The sequence below is a fragment of the Pseudomonas sp. 51_B genome (assembly GCF_017491595.1).
Taxonomy (GTDB): Bacteria; Pseudomonadota; Gammaproteobacteria; order Pseudomonadales; family Pseudomonadaceae; genus Aquipseudomonas; species Aquipseudomonas promysalinigenes.
Genome location: NZ_JAFGYW010000004.1, coordinates 1 through 18,387, shown reverse-complemented (window position 1 = coordinate 18,387; position 18,387 = coordinate 1). Strand labels below are relative to the sequence as shown.

Genomic DNA, 18,387 nt, shown 5'->3' with positions numbered 1-18,387 from the left:
AGAGCCAACCATAGTTATGTGCAGGGAGGTGCATTTAGTGACCTGTTTCGGAGTCGATACTGAGCTGAATGTCCAACATCGGAATACCTATCAATCCCGATGCCGAAGGGTCGTGGCTACAGTGGAAAATTACAGCGTCGTGAACCCAGTGGTGCGACGTATGGTCTTGCTGTGTGCCGTCGGCGACGGCAACCTGGATGGAATAGTCTCCACCTGCCAACCAGGGCATGGCGAAGGTGAAATCTGCGCGGAAGGCCTGCCCGGCCGCTGCAACCGGAGGAAGATGATTTTCAATGCTCAGGGTGTTGCTGCCGAACAGAAACTGGCCAAGCCGATCCTTGATGTAGAAGCCGAGAACTGGGCTTTTCAATTCAGTGAACGCGACAGCATGGATCGACAGCCTAACCACCTCCCCACCTTTGATAGCCCTGATGTCACTGCCGTCCTCAGCGGTTACATTGACATGCTTGATCTGCGCACCCAAAGGGTCTGTCTGAGCAGAGGCTTGCAAATTGGACTGGAACAGGCTCAACGGGCCAGCAGATGCATAGCGATGCTCACCGGCCCAGATTTCACGCAGCTTGCGGGCAGAAGCCGAAGCCTCGGTCTGCTCCTGCAACTCCTTGGCCTGTGTCGCACCCAGGATGAAGTTCAAATAGTGCTCACAGGTTTCCTTGGCCTCGCCGAGCTCTTTCATACTTCCATCCGAAAGCCATAGGGCTTTGTCGCACAAAGCAATGACCGACGTGCTGTCGTGACTGACGAACAGAAGGGTCTTCTCTTCTTTGAACTTGCGTAGAAAGCGCATGCATTTTTGAGTGAAGATCGCATCACCGACCGCCAGCGCCTCGTCGATGATCAGAATGTCCGCGTCTACGTGAGCGATGGTGGCAAAAGCCAAGCGCACGAACATGCCACTCGAGTAGGTTTTTACCGGCTGGTCGATGAAATCCCTGATTTCGGAAAAATCCACGATGTCATCAAAACGCGCGTCTGTCTGCTCTTTGGTCAGCCCGTAAAAGGCAGCGCTGAGGTACACGTTTTCGCGACCGGTGAATTCCGGGTTGAAGCCCGCACCCAGCTCCAGGAGTGCTGCAACTCTGCCGAACGTCTGCACTTGGCCTTCGGTTGGGCTCAACGTGCCACAGATCAGTTGCAACAAAGTCGATTTGCCGGAGCCATTGCGGCCAATGATGCCTAGCGTCTCACCCTTCTTTAGCGTGAACGACACATCTCTCAGCGCCCAAAACTCACGGCTATAGGCTTTCTCCTGCATACCCAAAGCGCGCTGCAGGCGCGGCATGATCGACTGTTTAAGACGGTCCTGAGGTTTACTGTAAATGTGATAGCACTTCGATACGGCTTTAACGACGATTGCTGTGTCGGTGGTCTGCGAAGCGTTATAAGACATCAGCGAAACCCTTTCGTGTTCTTTGGAACCATGCATAACCCACCCACGCGGTGACCAGCGCCATCAACGAATAGCCAGCCAACCCACTCCAGTTAGGCAGTTTCCCCCAGATCAATACGTCTCGGACCTGTTCGATGATGAACGTGAGCGGGTTAGCCTCCATCAGCGGGCGCATCTCCACCGGCAACGAACTCACCGGGAAGAACACCGGTGACATAAACAGCATGACCATGGTGATAATGCCGATGGTCTGGCCTACGTCCCGCAAGTAAACGCCCAGCGAGGCCAGCACCCAGGCCAGCCCCTGGACAAATATGATGTACGGCAGCACCACCAACGGCACGAGCAGCATGGTGGCGTGATACTCGCCATTGACAACAACAATTGCGCACAGCAGTACCAATAGACTAACACCGCTGTGGAACAACGCCGTGCACATGGAGATGACCGGAAGTATCTCCAGCGGGAATACTACTTTCTTGACGTAATTGACATTAGATAGAATCAGCCCTGGCGCCCTGTTCAACACCTCTGCGAACAGGCCGTGCACAATCATTCCCGCAAACAGCAATACGGCAAAGTCCCCCTTGCCCTCGTCCGGTGAAGTGGTCCAGCGAGCCTTGAAGACCACGGAAAACACAAATGTGTAAACCGCCAGCATGAACAATGGCGTCAGAAACGACCACAACAGCCCCATCACGGAGCCTTTGTAACGGCCGACCACTTCTCGGTGGGCCATTTGCAGAATTAGCCGGCGATAATGCCAGAGATTGCTAACCAGCGCCCACGGCGATATGGGAGCCTGCGAATGCGGGTTCATTCAGTTACCTCGGTGAATTAATCAGTTGGCTCGCACGCGAGACACCTGCTTAGGCGCTCTCTGCGGTAAGCAAAGGGCGCCGTATACAGGAGACGAACGTTAGGCGAACGTATCGGCTTCCTCGAAGGCACTGCCCTTCTGATCTTTGGCCGACAGTGCAGGCTCACCTTTGTAGGGCCATTCGATCGCCACGGTAGGATCATTCCAGGCTAGGCTGCGTTCATGCTGCGGCGCCCAGTAATCGGTTGTCTTGTAAAGAAACTCTGCACTTTCGGAGAGCACAATGAAACCATGGGCAAAGCCCTCCGGTACCCAGAGCTGGCGCTTGTTATCGGCACTCAGATGCACGCCCACCCATTTACCAAAGGTGCTGGAGCTTCTGCGCATATCCACCGCTACGTCGAAAACCTCACCCTGCACCACGCGCACGAGCTTACCCTGGGGCTGCTGAATCTGATAATGCATCCCTCGAAGCACGCCCTTCACTGAACGAGAGTGATTGTCCTGCACGAAGGTCACGGGGCGCCCTACCACCTCATCGAATACCTTCTGATTGAAGCTTTCGAAGAAGAACCCACGATCGTCACCGAACACCTGCGGTTCGAAAAGGATGACGTCCGGGATGTCTTGTTTTGTCGCTTTCATTTAACACTTGTCTCCGAATTGCTGAACGAGCGAACCCGATAATGCGGGTTCCTCGATGAATACTGCACTTGTACGTGCAAGCAAGTTAGTCAGGCGCTGCGAGCCATCAAATCCTGGCCATGAAAGCAGCGATCATCAGTGTGATGTTACCTATGAAGGTCTGGCGATACACGCCTGACCGACGCAACGCACGAAGGCGAACGGAAAACCCGGAGCTGCGACTGCGTTCGAAATCGGCCAGCACAGCCCGGTTTTCCTGAGTCAGCAACGGGCTCATCGCCTTCAAAATCTGCAGATTGGCATCATTCCACCTCACGAAACGGCCAGAGAGCATCTTGCGGACCCGGTTGACCCTATCTTTGAAACTGTTGTTGGCACCGATGACATTGTCACCATGTTGACGGTACTCAAGGCTAGGTCGGGCATCGTAAATGGCAACTCCTCCACACCCTGTCACCAGAATGTAGGCAAGCCAATCGTGGGCCACAATGCTCATGCCTTCCGGCAGTTGCATCAATAGGTTACGGGCAGCCTGATTGATCAGCATGGTATTGGCGCCCGCCAGGCTCTGAACCAGCGCATTTTTAAAGGACGGTGGTTTCGAAAATAAGGGCGAGTAGCCTGCCAGGTTACGTGCACTATCAACCAGCTGAGTGCGTGAGCAGTACAGCGCAGGCTTATGAGCCCGAATTTCGACCAGGCGATCAACGCTTCGTTCCAGTTTGTCAGCGAACCACACGTCGTCCTGATCACTGAACGCATAAAATTGGGCTCTGACTTCTGGGCGACCCAGCAAAGATAAGAAGTTCCTGGCAAAGCCCTGGCGAGGCCCTTCGAACACGTGCAAGCGCTCTGCACCCCAGCGCTGCTGATACTCGGCAAGGATTTCGCGTGTTGCATCCGTCGACGCGTCATCGGACACAAATAGGGTCCAACTGTGGAACGTTTGGTTTGCAAAAGACTCGAGTTGCTCTCGAAGAAACGCTGCACCGTTGTACGTACACATCAGAATCGCGACTTCGGCACGTTCCCCGGCCGAGACGGCGGATCGGTAACCCATTTGTTCGCCCTCGCATTCAACCCTCCGCTCATCCATGAAAGTTAATCGGGTTCTCATGAAGTCCTTCACATGCTTGATTCCAAATATTACGTGCTGGGGCTACCGACGGCATTAGCAGTTTCACTCTGCCTCACAGCGGCCGTAATTATCCTCGAATCGCACAATGTCATCCTCTCCGAGATACTCACCACTCTGCACTTCGATAAGCACGAGGTCGATGACACCGGGATTGCGCAAACGGTGCTTGTGACCGGCACGAATGAAAGTCGATTCATTGGTGTTGAGCATCAGCTCCTGCTCATCATTGACAACTACCGCCATACCACTGACGACAATCCAATGCTCACTGCGATGGTGATGCATCTGCAGCGATAACGAAGCCCTGGGCTTGACCACGATGCGCTTGATCTTAAAGCGATCACCGTCCTCAAGGGTGGTATATGTACCCCATGGTCGATGAACCGTGCGATGGAGCAAATGAGCAGCATGCCCATCCTCCTTGAGCCGCTTGACGATATGCTTAACGTCCTGAGCATGATCCTTATGGGCGATTAGCAACGCGTCCGGGGTGTCAACGACGAGTAGATCTTGCACACCCACCAGCGCGGCCAGACGGTTTTCGGTGGTGACATAGTTGTCGCTCGCTCCATAGGCCATAACGTCGCCCTCGAAACGATTACCTTGGGCGTCGGGCTGCGTCAGTTCGCTGACGGCATTCCAAGAGCCTATGTCGCTCCAGCCGATATCACATGGGACGGTAGCCACCTTGCGTGAACGTTCCATCAGGGCGTAGTCGATGGAAATATCCGGAACCTTGCCAAAGCTCTCGGGCTCCAGTGCCAGGCAACTGTAGCCTGTCGAGGTAGCATACCGGGAAACCTCTAACGTTCGCTCAATAGCATCTAGCACATCGCCTGCATGTCGCCTGAACTCGTCAATAACGGCACCGACTTGAAAACAAAAGATCCCTGCATTCCAGAAGTAATTGCCAGCCGCCAGATAAGCTTCTGCAGTTTTCAGATCGGGTTTCTCGACAAAACGTTCAACCCTCAAGCCGGTACCTAGATCTCCATCATTGGCAGCTTCAATATAGCCAAAACCAGTTTCGGGGTAGCGCGGCTCGATGCCGAAAGTCACCAGCCATCCCTTGGACGCCAGCTCGGAGGCCTTGGCTACCGCAGCGCGAAACGCAGGCTCCTTCTGGATGAGGTGGTCGGCAGCCAATACAAGCATCACTACTTCTGGACCATAGCTATGGCGCAGCTGAAGCGCAGCGGCCGCTACTGCAGCAGCGGTATTGCGCCCAAAAGGCTCAAGTATGTAGCTTTGAGGCAAGCCTTTTTCGTTGATTGTGCGGTATTCATCTTCCGTCTTGAACAGCAACTCGCGATTCGTGACAGTCAGAACCTCAACCACCCCATCCAGCCGAGCAGCACGCAAGAAGGTCTTCTGAATCAGTTTTTGCCCGTCAGGCAGGGTCATGAATGGCTTAGGATGGGTTTCTCTGGAAACAGGCCATAAACGGCTACCGACGCCACCGGAGAGAATCACCGGAATCAATTGCATATTCGAATCCTTAACGGGTACTGGAGGCTACACCTTCGCGTAGCCACCGTGTGCCTTGGTTCTGAGCACCGTTCCATTGAAAAATAACGGCTTTGAAGTACCCGCACAGCGGGCCTGCTCCCTTCCCGTCCATAGGCGAAAGACGCAAGCAAAGGCACTCAGAATATCAGAGATTGCCACCTACAGCTGCAGGGTATTGTTCGTGGCAATGCAACCGCAACGCCCACTCGGATTTCAAGCAGAGCCCATATTGACTATTGCTCGCACGCAATGCGTACATGCATCTCCCACCCCTGTTCCGCACATCGCTGCTCCAGGGCCTGCTTCAACGCGGCCTTTGCACGAGCGTCACCATGAACAAGCACTACGCTGCGCGGCAACGCCCCCATTCCACCTACGAACCCTAGCAGTCCTTCCTGATCGGCATGTCCTGAATAGCCGCCCACAGAAGCAACCTTAGCGCGCACTTCGTACATACCCCCGTCAAGATCGATCTGCACAAACCCTTCCGCCCCTTCGCTAGCCTGGATCACTGCCCCCGGCGTGCCCTTGGCCTGATACCCGACGAACACCACTTCGTGCCGAGGGTCCCCCAGCATCGCTTTCAGGTAATTGACGATGCGCCCACCGGAGCACATGCCGTTACCGGCAATCACGATCGCCGGCCGCCCGGTACTCTTGAGGTGGTTGACTACAGCCTGATGCTTGCCATGGGTATCCACACACACCAACTGGTCGAAGGCCAGCGGCCCCCTGCCCTCGCCCAGCCGCTGCCGAGCTTCGTCATTCCAGTACTCGTGCAGTTCGCGGTAAGCCTTGGTAATACGTTGCGCCAACGGCGAGTCGAGAATGACCGGCAAGCGCGACCAGTCGATCGCCTGTAATGGGTCGTCGCCAGGCAACTGGCGCCCATCGTTGAGCAATGCCTTGCGGTGAAGCATGTCTTCGATTTCGTACAGCAGCTCCTGGGTGCGCCCTAGGCTGAATGCCGGTATCAATATGGTGCCGTTATCAGCCAGCGCCCGATCAATCACCGCCTCAAGCCGTTGCTGACGGTCGCTGCGCCCCGAGTGCAGCCGGTCGCTGTAGGTGCTTTCCAGCACGAGAATATCGGCGCGTTCTGGTGACTGAACTGGGCGTAACAAGGGATTGCCCGGTGTTCCCAAATCACCCGAAAAAACGATACGCGAAGCAAATTGCGCCCCATCGATGCGTACATCGCACTCTACGTACGCAGAGCCAAGCAGGTGGCCGGCGCGCTGAAGGCGAATGTTACAGGCAAGCCCACCCTGCTCGACCACGCAATGCCACTGCTCGTACGCGAGCGGCACGACAAGACGCTGCAACAGCGCCAGGTAACGCTCGACCTGAACGGGGTCTGAGCTTACGCCGAGCTTGTACGCATCCTCCAGCACCAGGGGCAAAAGCTTGGCCGACGGCACGCTGCAGATGATGGGCCCACGGAAGCCGGCAGCCAGCAGTGCCGGGATGCGCCCCACATGATCCATGTGCACATGGGTGATGATCAGAGCCTCAATGCCGGCGATGTCAAAGCCGATAGGCGCTAATTCAGCGCCAGGCGCCGCCTCGCCACCCTGTTCAAGGCCACAGTCGATAAGCAGGCTAGTGGCTGGGCTTAGGTGAAGCTGATGGCACGAGCCGGTGACACTTCTAGTACCACCATGATGGGATAGGGTGGGAAATTGCATGCTGTCGCGCGCTCGCCTAGGGCAAAAATGAAGCGCCTATTACTTCATTTCAGAGCGCGGACGCCTAGGAGGAGATTTCCTACATAGTTGTAGGACTAATCATCAATTCTGGCTCAATGCTGCCTGGCGAGCGGAGGCGCGAATTTTGCGCTTGCTGCGCTGTACACCGTAGGCACCGAGCAGCGGGCCGACCGCTAGGCCAACCACCAGCGCGGCCAGAACCGGCACTGCTACCGGCATTTCTGGTGCAGCCCAGCCAAACAACACCAGCGCCACTGGTTGCTGGTTCTCCAACACGAAGAACAGCACCACAGCCGCCAACAGCAGCACGAACAACGCCGCCAGGGCGCGCTTGAGATTACGCATCAGAATTGCTCCTTTTTATAACTCAAGGGTGCTCGTGCTCTTCTTCATTGACCCGGTCACGCAGCTCTTTACCTGGCTTGAAGTGGGGCACGAACTTGCCCTCGAGCTCCACCGACTGGCCGGTCTTGGGGTTGCGACCAACGCGCGGTGCGCGATAGTGCAGGGAAAAACTGCCAAAGCCACGGATCTCGATACGATCGCCAGTGGCCAGGCATTGGGACATCTGTTCAAGCATGGTCTTGATGGCCAACTCCACGTCCTTGGACGAAAGCAGCCCTTGATGGGTGACAATACGTTCGATCAGCTCCGACTTCGTCATATTTTTCCCTTCGTTATCAAGCAGCTAGATCATTGCTTAATCAGGTTGTAGCACGCTCGGAGGGATTTGAACAGGGTGGTTCTTGACTTAATAAAAAAATTCAAGAATGAAAAGAAAAGAAATATGGCGGGACATGGCTGAGAAGTGCATGGCCTAAGGGGCGGTAGGGGTGCGTCGCGCAAGGGAGATGGCGGTAGAGGTGCAGCGCCTTTCAGAACGAGTTCCGCGCGTGCAGCGCCCGATCTCAAAACTGCAACCCCCCTTCACGCCGAAACCCGCCGCCCAAACACATTTCCAACACGCATAAAAAAAGGGTGGCCCGAAGGCCACCCTTTCACCGATCAAACAGAACTCAGTTCTGCTTGGCCATTGCTTCGCGCAGCAGCGCAGCCATGGTGGTATCGGCAGCCGCTTCCGGAGCGTTTTTCAGGCTCTGGATGGCTTCACGCTCTTCAGCGTCGTCTTTCGACTTGATCGACAGGCTGATGACGCGCGATTTGCGGTCAACGCTGATGATCTTGGCTTCGATCTCTTCGCCTTCCTTCAGGACGTTACGCGCGTCTTCAACGCGGTCACGGCTGATTTCGGAAGCTTTCAGAGTGGCTTCGATGTCGTCGGCCAGAGTGATGATGGCGCCTTTGGCGTCAACTTCTTTCACGGTGCCCTTGACGATAGCGCCCTTGTCGTTGACAGCAACGAAGTTGGAGAACGGATCGTCTTCCAGCTGCTTGATGCCCAGGGAGATGCGCTCGCGCTCTGGGTCAACCGACAGGATGACGGTTTCCAGCTCGTCGCCCTTCTTGAAACGACGCACGGCTTCTTCGCCGGTTTCGTTCCAGGAAATGTCGGACAGGTGAACCAGACCGTCGATGCCGCCGTCCAGACCGATGAAGATACCGAAGTCGGTGATCGACTTGATGGTACCGGTGATCTTGTCACCCTTGTTGAACTGGCCGGAGAAGTCTTCCCATGGGTTGGACTTGCACTGCTTGATGCCCAGGGAGATACGACGACGCTCTTCGTCGATGTCCAGAACCATGACTTCCACTTCGTCGCCAACCTGAACGACTTTCGACGGGTGGATGTTCTTGTTGGTCCAGTCCATTTCGGAAACGTGTACCAGACCTTCAACGCCTTCTTCCAGCTCAGCGAAGCAGCCGTAGTCGGTCAGGTTGGTAACGCGAGCCTGTACACGAGTACCTTCTGGGTAACGTGCAGTGATAGCTACCCACGGATCTTCGCCCATCTGCTTCAGACCCAGCGAAACGCGGTTGCGCTCACGGTCGAACTTCAGAACGCGTACGTCGACTTCGTCGCCAACGTTAACGATTTCCGATGGGTGCTTGATGCGCTTCCAAGCCATATCGGTGATGTGCAGCAGGCCGTCGATACCGCCCAGGTCCACGAATGCGCCGTAGTCGGTGAGGTTCTTGACGATACCTTTGACTTGCTGGCCTTCCTGCAGGGTTTCCAGCAGGGCTTCGCGCTCGGCGGAGTTCTCGGCTTCCAGCACGCTGCGACGGGAAACGACAACGTTGTTGCGCTTCTGGTCCAGCTTGATGACCTTGAATTCCAGCTCTTTGCCTTCCAGGTGGGTGGTGTCGCGCACAGGGCGGACATCAACCAGGGAGCCCGGCAGGAACGCACGGATGCCGTTAACGTCGACAGTGAAGCCGCCCTTAACCTTACCGTTGATAACGCCCTTGACCACTTCTTCGGCGGCGAAAGCTGCTTCCAGAACAATCCAGCACTCGGCGCGCTTGGCTTTTTCACGGGACAGCTTGGTTTCGCCAAAGCCGTCTTCGACCGCGTCCAGCGCAACGTGAACTTCGTCACCGACCTTGATGGTCAGCTCGCCAGCTTCGTTGTAGAACTGCTCGAGCGGGATGACGCCCTCGGACTTCAGGCCAGCGTGTACGGTAACCCAGTCGCCGTCGATGTCGACAACGATACCGGAGATGATGGCACCCGGCTGAAGATTGAGGGTTTTCAGGCTTTCTTCAAAGAGTTCTGCAAAGCTTTCGCTCATTTTAATTCCTGTAGATTCGGGCGAAACAGACGCCCATCGCCACATTCCAGACAATGTGGGTTTGTTTTAAGTAAAGGAAAGCGGGCAGGACGTTGACTGGTGCCCCTGCCTGCTTTCCTGGTTATCAGACCAAGCCGCGCTGGGCGAGCTCGTTCCTGATACGTTGCAGCACCTGCTCGATGGACAACTCGGTGGAGTCCAGCTCAATGGCATCGGCCGCTGGCTTGAGCGGGGCCACTGCGCGCTGGGTGTCGCGCTCATCGCGCGCACGAATCTCATCTAGCAGACTCGACAGACTAACATCTTCACCCTTGCCCTTCAACTGCAGGTAGCGGCGGTTCGCACGCTCCTCGGCACTGGCGGTGAGGAATACCTTGAGCGGCGCATCTGGAAACACCACGGTCCCCATGTCGCGGCCATCGGCGATCAGGCCCGGCGCTTCACGGAAGGCGCGCTGACGCTGCAAAAGCGCTGCGCGCACCGCCGGTAGCGAAGCGACCATCGAGGCGCCGGCACCGACGGTTTCGGTGCGGATGACATTGCTGACGTCCTCACCCTCCAGGATGATCTGCTGAAGCTTACCTGGCTCGGCCGCAATGAACTGCACATCCAGATGGGCGGCCAGGGCCTTGAGCAGCTCTTCGTTGGTCAAATCGACGCCGTGGTTACTGGCGTTGAACGCCAGCAAGCGGTACAGCGCGCCAGAGTCCAGCAGCCTCCAGCCCAATTCACGCGCGAGGATGCCAGCGACGGTCCCCTTGCCCGAACCGCTCGGGCCATCGATGGTGATGACCGGCGCTTGCGAATTCACAGCTTGCCCTCTTCGGCGACGCGGATACCCACATCGGCACACAGTTTCAGGAAGTTCGGGAACGACGTGGCAACGTTGGCGCAATCATGGATGCGGATCGGCGCACTGGCACGCAGCGACGCGACACTGAAAGCCATGGCGATACGGTGGTCACCGTGGCCATGCACTTCGCCACCACCCAGCTGGCCGCCCTCGATGATGATGCCATCCGGGGTGGGCTCGCACTTGATGCCCAGGGTGATCAAGCCGTCGGCCATCACCTGGATACGGTCGGATTCCTTCACCCGCAGCTCCTCAGCGCCACGTAGCACGGTGCGCCCTTCGGCACAGGCGGCAGCCACGAACAGTACAGGGAACTCGTCGATGGCCAAGGGGACCAGCTCTTCAGGGATGTCGATCCCTTTGAGCTTGGCGCCACGCACGCGCAGGTCGGCCACAGGCTCACCGCCGACTTCACGCTGGTTTTCCAGGGTGATGTCGCCGCCCATCAGGCGCAGGATGTCGATCACGCCGGTACGGGTAGGGTTGATGCCAACATGCTCGAGCACCAGCTCCGAGCCTTCGGCGATGGATGCCGCGACCAGGAAGAAAGCAGCCGAAGAGATATCCGCCGGCACTTCGATACGGGTTGCGGTGAGCTTGCCACCAGACTGCAGCGACGCGACCGGGCCGTTGCTCTGCACCTCGTAGCCAAAGCCGCGCAGCATGCGCTCGGTGTGGTCGCGGGTCGGCGCAGGCTCGGTAACGGTGGTGGCGCCTTCGGCGTACAGGCCTGCCAGCAACAGGCAGGATTTGACCTGGGCACTGGCCATCGGCAGCGTGTAGGTCAGGCCCTTGAGCTTGCTGCCGCCGCGAATGGTCAGCGGCGGGCGGCCATCGGGGCCGGTCTCGACCACGGCACCCATCTCGCGCAGCGGGTTGGCCACACGGTTCATCGGGCGCTTGGACAGCGAAGCGTCACCGGTCATGGTCACATCGAACGGCTGGCCGGCCAGAAGCCCCGAAAGCAGGCGCATCGAGGTGCCAGAGTTGCCGACGTACAACGGGCCAGGTGGCGGCTTCAGGCCGTGCAGGCCAACGCCATGGATGGTTACGCGACCATGGTTGGGCCCTTCGATGACCACACCCATGTCACGAAATGCCTGCAGGGTCGCCAGGGCATCTTCGCCCTCGAGGAACCCTTCGACTTCGGTCGTGCCTTCGGCCAGCGAGCCGAGCATGATCGAGCGGTGAGAAATCGACTTGTCGCCCGGTACGCGGATTCGCCCGGTCAGGCGGCCACCGGGTTGGGCCAGGAAAATCAGATCGTTGGCGTTCATAGCGTCCACATAGGCCCGGCGGGCCAGGATTTTACTGAAATGCTCGCGGGCAACCCGTGCACGGGTGAATACACCCAGCAGTTGGTGCCCGTCCCCAGCATCGACCGCGTCGCGCAAGGCGTCGAGGTCGCTGCGAAAAGTGTCCAGGGTGCGCAGGACGGCCTCGCGGTTGGCGAGGAAGATGTCATGCCACATGGTCGGATCGCTGCCGGCGATTCTCGTGAAATCGCGGAAACCTCCCGCAGCGTACCGGAAGATGTCGAGGTTTTCATTGCGTTTGGCCAACGAATCGACCAAGCCGAATGCCAGCAGGTGCGGCAGGTGGCTGGTGGCTGCAAGCACTTCGTCATGGCGCTGCACCGGCATGTGTTCCACATCGGCATCCAGCGCACGCCACAGGCGGTCGACCATGGCCAGCGCGGCCGGGTCGGTTTCTTCCAACGGCGTCAGGATGACCTTGTGGCGGCGGAACAGGCTGGCGTTGGCCGCCTCTACCCCGCTCTGCTCGGAGCCGGCGATAGGATGACCGGGAACGAAGCGCGGCAGGCGCTCGCCAAATACGGCGCGCGCCTCGCGCACGACGTTACCTTTGGCACTGCCCACATCGGTGATGATCGCATCGCCAAGCTCCAGCTGGGCCAGGCGCGCCAGCACCTTCTCCATGGCCAGGATCGGCACGGCAAGCTGAATGACGTCGGCGCCGACACAGGCTGCGGCGAGGTCCGCTTCGCAGCGGTCAACCACGCCCAATTCTACCGCCAGCTTGCGCGACGGCGCATCGAGATCGACACCGATCACCTCGCGGCACAGGCCGCTTTCACGCAGGCCCTTGGCGAAAGAGCCGCCGATCAGGCCGAGGCCGACCACAACCAGGCGGTCGATGATTGGCGCGGCTTTGGTTTTTGCTGCATTTACCACTGGTGCGAACCCTGTTCAGAAATCTAGGCAGCCTGTGGGCCCCACGGGGCTGCATTGCAGCCCGTCGCGACTCAAAGCCGCTGCTACAGGGCCCAACTCTGTCGAATCAAAGCACTGCTTTGGGATAGGAACCCAGCACCTTGAGCGCCACGGCCTCCTGGCTGATCTTCTCGAGCACCGCCTTGATCAGCGGGTCACGGTGGTGGCCAACGAAGTCGATGAAGAACACGTAGGTCCACTTGCCGCTGCGCGAGGGGCGAGTTTCGATACGGGTCAGGTCGATACCGTTCTCGTGGAACGGCACCAGAAGCTCATGCAGCGCACCTGGTTTGTTGCTCATCGAGACGATGATCGAGGTCTTGTCGTCGCCGGTAGGCGGCACTTCCTGCTGGCCGATCATCAAAAAGCGCGTGGAGTTGTCCGGGCGGTCTTCGATTTTTTCGGCCAGACGGGTCAGGCCATACAGGTTGGCCGCCATGTCACCGGCGATCGCGGCTGAATTCCACTCGCCCTTGACCCGCTTGGCCGCCTCGGCGTTGCTGGAAACCGCCACACGCTCGACGTTCGGGTAATGCGCATCCAGCCATTTACGGCACTGGGCCAAGGACTGGGCGTGGGAGTAGATGCGGGTGATGCTATTGGTCTTGGTGCTCTCGCCGACCAGCAGGTGATGGTGGATACGAAGCTCGACCTCGCCACAGATCACCATGTCGTGCTCGAGGAAGCTGTCCAGAGTGTGGCTTACCGCGCCTTCGGTGGAGTTTTCCACCGGCACCACGCCGAAGTTGACGGCCCCGGCCGCCACCTCACGGAACACTTCGTCGATAGCCGCCATCGGGCGGCTGACCACGGCGTGGCCGAAGTGCTTCATGGCCGCCGCCTGGGTAAAGGTGCCCTCAGGGCCGAGGTAGGCGACCTTGAGCGGCTCCTCCAGGGCCAGGCAGGACGACATGATTTCGCGGAACAGCCGCGCCATCTCTTCGTTGCCCAGCGGGCCTTTGTTGCGCTCCATCACCCGTTTGAGCACGGCAGCTTCGCGCTCAGGGCGGTAGAACACCGGCTTTTCGCCCTCGGCCAGTGACGCCGTCTTGACCCGCGCCACTTCTTCGGCGCAGCGGGCACGGTCGCTGATCAGCTCGAGGATCTTCTCGTCGAGGCTGTCGATGCGTACCCGCAGGGCCTTGAGTTCCTGTTCGGACATCAACCGTGCTCCTTCTCGAATTCGGCCATGTAGGCCACCAGGCTCTCAACGGCCTCCAGGCCCAGGGCGTTGTAGATCGAGGCGCGCATGCCACCCACCGAGCGGTGACCTTTGAGGTTGAGCAGGCCCCGGGCGTCAGCGCCGGCCAAGAAGGCTTTGTCCAGGCGCTCGTCAGCCAGGCGGAACGGCACGTTCATCCACGAACGGGCGTTGTGGCTGATCGGGTTGGTATAGAACTCGCTGGCGTCGATGAAGCCGTACAGACGGTCCTTCTTGGCGCGGTTGCGTTGCTCCATGGCCTCGACGCCGCCCTGCTGCTTGAGCCACTCGAACACCAGGCCCGAGAGGTACCAGGAATACGTAGCCGGGGTGTTGTACATCGAGCCGTTGTCGGCAGCGACCTTGTAGTCGAGCATGGTCGGGCAGCTGCTGCGAGCGCGGCCAATGAGGTCCTCGCGAACGATCACCACCACTAGGCCGCTTGGGCCGATGTTCTTCTGCGCGCCAGCGTAGATCATGCCGTACTGGGAGACATCGATCGGGCGCGAAAGAATGTCGGAGGACATGTCCACCACCAGCGGAACGTCGCCGGTTTCAGGTACCCAGTCAAACTGCAGGCCGCCAATGGTCTCGTTGGACGCATAGTGGACGTAGGCTGCGTTCTTGGTCAGTTTCCACTCGTTCTGGCCCGGGATCGCCAAGTAGTCGTAGGGCTTGGCACTGGCAGCGATGTTGACAGTACCGAAACGGCGCGCTTCTTCGATGGCCTTTTTCGACCAGATACCGGTCTCGACATAGTCGGCAGTGGCGTTTTCCGGCAGCAGGTTCAGTGGAATTTCAGCGAACTGCTGGCTGGCGCCACCCTGCAGGAACAGAACTTTGTAGTTGGAGGGGATGGACAGCAGGTCACGCAGGTCCTGCTCGGCCTTCTCGGCGATGGCCACGTAATCGTCGCTGCGATGGCTCATCTCCATCACCGACAAGCCCTTGCCGTTCCAGTCCAGCATTTCGGCCTGGGCGCGCTGCAACACAGCGTCAGGAAGCGCAGCAGGGCCTGCGCAGAAGTTAAAGGCTCGTTTGCTCACATCCACTCTCGCTCTGCCAAATAGTACAAATCTTGATTCGGTTGCTACATACCCTGCAGGAACAGTGGCGCCTGCATCGCGAGCTGCGCTCGCTCCTACACAGTCAAACGGGGCGACCTTGGTCGCCCCGCTCGGGTTTTACACTTGTTTATTCCTGTGGAGCCTCTTCGGCGCCCGCAGCTTCATCATCGGGTGCATTGGCCTCGATACCGTCCTCGCCCGCCTCGATCATGTCGTCGAGCTCGTCCTCGGATGGCTCCTGGATACGCTCAAGGCCCACCAGGGTTTCGTCGCTGGCCAGCTTGATCAGCGTCACGCCCTGGGTGTTACGCCCCAGGCTGGACACTTCACCCACCCGCGTGCGCACCAGCGTGCCTTGGTCGGAAATCAGCATGATTTCCTCACCTTCCTGCACCTGGATAGCACCGATCAGCAGGCCGTTGCGCCCTTTGGTCCCCATGGCGATCACACCCTGGCCACCACGGCCGCGACGCGGGAACTTGGAAAGCGGCGTGCGCTTGCCGAAGCCACGCTCCGAAGCAGTGAGGATCTGCGCGCCGGATTCGGGGATCAGCATCGAAATGATCTGCTGCCCTTTGCCCAGTTTCATGCCGCGCACACCACGGGCGGTACGGCCCATTTGGCGCACCACGCTTTCGGCGAAGCGGATCACCTTGCCGGCGTCGGAGAACATCATCACTTCTTTGGCACCATCGGTGATCGCGGCAGCGATCAAGGTGTCGCCTTCCTTGAGCTTCAGGGCGATCAGGCCACTGGTGCGCGGACGGGCGAACTGTGCCAGCGGCGTTTTCTTGACCGTACCGGAGGCGGTAGCCATGAAGATATAAGCGCCGGTCGGTTCGGCCACCCACTCAGGCGTGTCGCCGTCCTCTTCGTCGATTTCTTCGGGCTCGACGATTTCACCTTCGATGACACCGTCGTCGCCGTCTTCCAGCTCTTCTTCAGGGTCGGCGTTCTGCTGCAGAGCCTCGAGGTCAATCTGCAGCATGGCGGTGATGCGCTCACCCTCCTCCAGCGGCAACAGGTTGACCAGCGGGCGGCCACGGGCGGCGCGGGAGGCTTCAGGAATGTCGTAGGTCTTGAGCCAGTACACTTTGCCCTTGCTGGAGAACAGCAGCAGCGTGGCATGGCTGTTGGCGACCAGCAGGTGTTCGATGTAGTCCTCGTCCTTGACGCCAGTGGCCGACTTGCCCTTGCCGCCACGGCGCTGGGCCTGGTACGCGGACAACGGCTGGGTCTTGGCATAGCCGCCGTGAGAGATGGTCACCACACGCTCTTCTTCGGGGATCATGTCGCCGTAGTTGAGGTCGTGGCGGGCATCGAGGATTTCGGTGCGACGGGCATCGCCGTATTCGGCACGGATCGCTTCGAGCTCTTCGCGGATCACTTCCATCAGGCGCTGGGCGCTGTTGAGAATGCGGATCAGCTCGCCGATCTGTTCCAGGATTTCCTGGTACTCGGCCAACAGCTTCTCGTGCTCCAGACCAGTCAGGCGGTGCAGGCGCAGGTCGAGGATGGCCTGGGCCTGTTCCGGCGACAGGTAGTACTTGCCATCACGCAGGCCGTACTGCTCTGGGAGGTCCTGCGGGCGGCAGGAGTCGGCACCGGCACGCTCGACCATGACCTGCACGGCACTGGATTCCCAGGCCTTGGCGATCAGCGCCTCCTTGGCTTCGGACGGCGTCGGCGAGGCTTTGATCAGGGCGATGACCGGGTCGATGTTGGACAAGGCAACGGCCTGGCCTTCAAGGATATGGCCACGCTCGCGCGCCTTGCGCAGCTCGAATACGGTACGGCGGGTCACCACTTCACGGCGGTGACGCACGAAGGCTTCAAGCAGGTCCTTGAGGTTGAGCAGGCGCGGGCGCCCGTCGACCAGCGCGACCACGTTGATCCCGAACACGCTCTGCAGCTGAGTTTGCTGGTAGAGGTTGTTCAGCACCACCTCGGGCACTTCGCCACGGCGCAGCTCGATGACGATGCGCATACCGTCCTTGTCGGACTCGTCGCGCAGCTCGGTGATGCCTTCAATTTTCTTTTCTTTGACCAGCTCGGCGATCTTTTCGATCAGGCGAGCCTTGTTCAGCTGGTACGGCAGCTCGGTGACGACGATCTGCTGACGGCCGCCGACCTTGTCGATGTCTTCGATGTGGGAGCGGGCGCGCATGTAGATGCGGCCACGGCCGGTGCGGTAGGCCTCGATGATGCCTTGGCGGCCATTGATCAAACCTGCGGTCGGGAAGTCCGGGCCGGGGATGTACTGCATCAGCTCGTCGACGGTGACCTCAGGGTTGTCGATCAGCGCCAGGCAGCCATCGATGACCTCGCCGAGGTTGTGCGGCGGGATGTTGGTCGCCATGCCCACGGCGATACCACTGGAGCCGTTGACCAGCAGGTTGGGGATGCGCGTAGGCATGACCGCCGGGATTTGCTCGGTGCCGTCGTAGTTGGGCACCCAGTCGACGGTTTCTTTGTGCAGGTCGGCCAACAGTTCGTGGGCCAGCTTGGCCATGCGCACTTCGGTGTATCGCATGGCCGCGGCGTTGTCGCCGTCGACCGAACCGAAGTTGCCCTGGCCATCGACCAGCAGGTAACGCAGCGAGAACGGCTGGGCCATACGTACGATGGTGTCGTAGACCGCAGTGTCGCCGTGGGGGTGGTACTTACCGATCACGTCACCGACCACACGGGCGGATTTCTTGTACGGCTTGTTCCAGTCGTTGCCCAGTTCGCTCATTGCATAGAGGACGCGACGATGCACGGGCTTCAAGCCGTCACGCGCATCGGGCAGCGCTCGCCCGACAATCACGCTCATCGCGTAGTCGAGGTAAGACTGTCTCAGTTCGTCTTCGATATTGACCGGGAGGATTTCTTTGGCCAGTTCGCCCATGAGAAGCCTGATTCCTTTTTCTGGTGAAACTTCGCAGCTCCATCAAGGGCCGAACGAAGCTCGCCGCCGCAGCGCAAAGGGGTGCGACGACTTACGACAAATCAATGAGTTGTAGCATGGATCTGCGCAATGAAGGCCGCCTTCGTGGGCGGTCTTGGAAACTGCCGGATGTTACCACAAAGGCGGGGCGGTGGGGAGATGGGGCGCTGGGGGGATG

At 59.0% G+C, this 18,387-nt stretch carries 14 protein-coding genes; all 14 read right to left on the bottom strand.

The genetic code is table 11. From position 1 onward, the window contains the following. Positions 1-34 precede the first annotated feature (34 nt). Positions 35-1,411, bottom strand: a complete 1,377-nt coding sequence (locus tag J5M56_RS06705; RefSeq protein WP_207870397.1) for an ABC transporter ATP-binding protein — start codon at positions 1,409-1,411, stop codon at positions 35-37. Beyond that, entirely contained in the window at positions 1,401-2,231 is an 831-nt protein-coding gene (locus J5M56_RS06700) for an ABC transporter permease (protein ID WP_207870395.1), read from the bottom strand. The genes J5M56_RS06705 and J5M56_RS06700 overlap by 11 nt, the downstream gene beginning before the upstream one ends. 99 nt (positions 2,232-2,330) lie before the next feature. Then, entirely contained in the window at positions 2,331-2,876 is a 546-nt protein-coding gene (gene rfbC / locus J5M56_RS06695) for a dTDP-4-dehydrorhamnose 3,5-epimerase (RefSeq protein WP_207870393.1), read from the bottom strand. Between the two features lie 106 nt (positions 2,877-2,982). Next, positions 2,983-3,936 (bottom strand): glycosyltransferase family 2 protein, encoded by a 954-nt coding sequence (locus J5M56_RS06690; protein WP_243430602.1) that lies wholly within the window; start codon positions 3,934-3,936, stop codon positions 2,983-2,985. Between the two features lie 120 nt (positions 3,937-4,056). Continuing rightward, positions 4,057-5,502 carry a mannose-1-phosphate guanylyltransferase/mannose-6-phosphate isomerase gene (locus J5M56_RS06685; protein ID WP_207870391.1) on the bottom strand — a complete coding sequence of 482 codons (1,446 nt, stop codon included), beginning with the start codon at positions 5,500-5,502 and terminating at the stop codon, positions 4,057-4,059. Positions 5,503-5,756: 254 nt separating this feature from the next. After that, complete coding sequence (locus J5M56_RS06680) at positions 5,757-7,211, bottom strand: MBL fold metallo-hydrolase (RefSeq protein ID WP_207870389.1); 1,455 nt, start codon at positions 7,209-7,211, stop codon at positions 5,757-5,759. A gap of 102 nt (positions 7,212-7,313) precedes the next feature. Then, on the bottom strand, positions 7,314-7,577 hold the full coding sequence (locus J5M56_RS06675; protein WP_060480353.1) for a LapA family protein: 264 nt from the start codon (positions 7,575-7,577) through the stop codon (positions 7,314-7,316). Between the two features lie 22 nt (positions 7,578-7,599). Continuing rightward, positions 7,600-7,896, bottom strand: coding sequence for an integration host factor subunit beta (gene ihfB / locus J5M56_RS06670; RefSeq protein ID WP_012313292.1), 297 nt, complete (start codon positions 7,894-7,896; stop codon positions 7,600-7,602). A 352-nt stretch (positions 7,897-8,248) separates the two neighbouring features. Beyond that, positions 8,249-9,925 (bottom strand): 30S ribosomal protein S1, encoded by a 1,677-nt coding sequence (gene rpsA / locus J5M56_RS06665; RefSeq protein ID WP_186476568.1) that lies wholly within the window; start codon positions 9,923-9,925, stop codon positions 8,249-8,251. 124 nt (positions 9,926-10,049) lie between these two features. Next, positions 10,050-10,736, bottom strand: coding sequence for a (d)CMP kinase (gene cmk / locus J5M56_RS06660; protein WP_060480587.1), 687 nt, complete (start codon positions 10,734-10,736; stop codon positions 10,050-10,052). Next, complete coding sequence (locus tag J5M56_RS06655) at positions 10,733-12,940, bottom strand: bifunctional prephenate dehydrogenase/3-phosphoshikimate 1-carboxyvinyltransferase (RefSeq protein WP_230849807.1); 2,208 nt, start codon at positions 12,938-12,940, stop codon at positions 10,733-10,735. Before J5M56_RS06655 ends, cmk begins: the two co-directional genes overlap by 4 nt. Positions 12,941-13,079: 139 nt before the next feature. Next, positions 13,080-14,174: a prephenate dehydratase gene (gene pheA, locus J5M56_RS06650; RefSeq protein ID WP_027918183.1), complete on the bottom strand. Its 1,095-nt coding sequence runs from the start codon at positions 14,172-14,174 to the stop codon at positions 13,080-13,082. Continuing rightward, positions 14,174-15,259, bottom strand: coding sequence for a 3-phosphoserine/phosphohydroxythreonine transaminase (gene serC, locus J5M56_RS06645; protein WP_060480591.1), 1,086 nt, complete (start codon positions 15,257-15,259; stop codon positions 14,174-14,176). Before serC ends, pheA begins: the two co-directional genes overlap by 1 nt. 148 nt (positions 15,260-15,407) lie before the next feature. Beyond that, on the bottom strand, positions 15,408-18,170 hold the full coding sequence (gene gyrA, locus J5M56_RS06640; RefSeq protein ID WP_186476565.1) for a DNA gyrase subunit A: 2,763 nt from the start codon (positions 18,168-18,170) through the stop codon (positions 15,408-15,410). Between the last annotated feature and the right edge of the window lie 217 nt (positions 18,171-18,387).

Bases quoted from the DNA above. Each gene is read 5' to 3' on its own strand.
- J5M56_RS06705 (WP_207870397.1), bottom strand. From the start codon at position 1,411: ATGTCTTATAACGCTTCGCAGACCACCGACACAGCAATCGTCGTTAAA.
- J5M56_RS06700 (WP_207870395.1), bottom strand. From the start codon at position 2,231: ATGAACCCGCATTCGCAGGCTCCCATATCGCCGTGGGCGCTGGTTAGC.
- rfbC (WP_207870393.1), bottom strand. From the start codon at position 2,876: ATGAAAGCGACAAAACAAGACATCCCGGACGTCATCCTTTTCGAACCG.
- J5M56_RS06690 (WP_243430602.1), bottom strand. From the start codon at position 3,936: ATGGGTTACCGATCCGCCGTCTCGGCCGGGGAACGTGCCGAAGTCGCG.
- J5M56_RS06685 (WP_207870391.1), bottom strand. From the start codon at position 5,502: ATGCAATTGATTCCGGTGATTCTCTCCGGTGGCGTCGGTAGCCGTTTA.
- J5M56_RS06680 (WP_207870389.1), bottom strand. From the start codon at position 7,211: ATGCAATTTCCCACCCTATCCCATCATGGTGGTACTAGAAGTGTCACC.
- J5M56_RS06675 (WP_060480353.1), bottom strand. From the start codon at position 7,577: ATGCGTAATCTCAAGCGCGCCCTGGCGGCGTTGTTCGTGCTGCTGTTG.
- ihfB (WP_012313292.1), bottom strand. From the start codon at position 7,896: ATGACGAAGTCGGAGCTGATCGAACGTATTGTCACCCATCAAGGGCTG.
- rpsA (WP_186476568.1), bottom strand. From the start codon at position 9,925: ATGAGCGAAAGCTTTGCAGAACTCTTTGAAGAAAGCCTGAAAACCCTC.
- pheA (WP_027918183.1), bottom strand. From the start codon at position 14,174: ATGTCCGAACAGGAACTCAAGGCCCTGCGGGTACGCATCGACAGCCTC.
- gyrA (WP_186476565.1), bottom strand. From the start codon at position 18,170: ATGGGCGAACTGGCCAAAGAAATCCTCCCGGTCAATATCGAAGACGAA.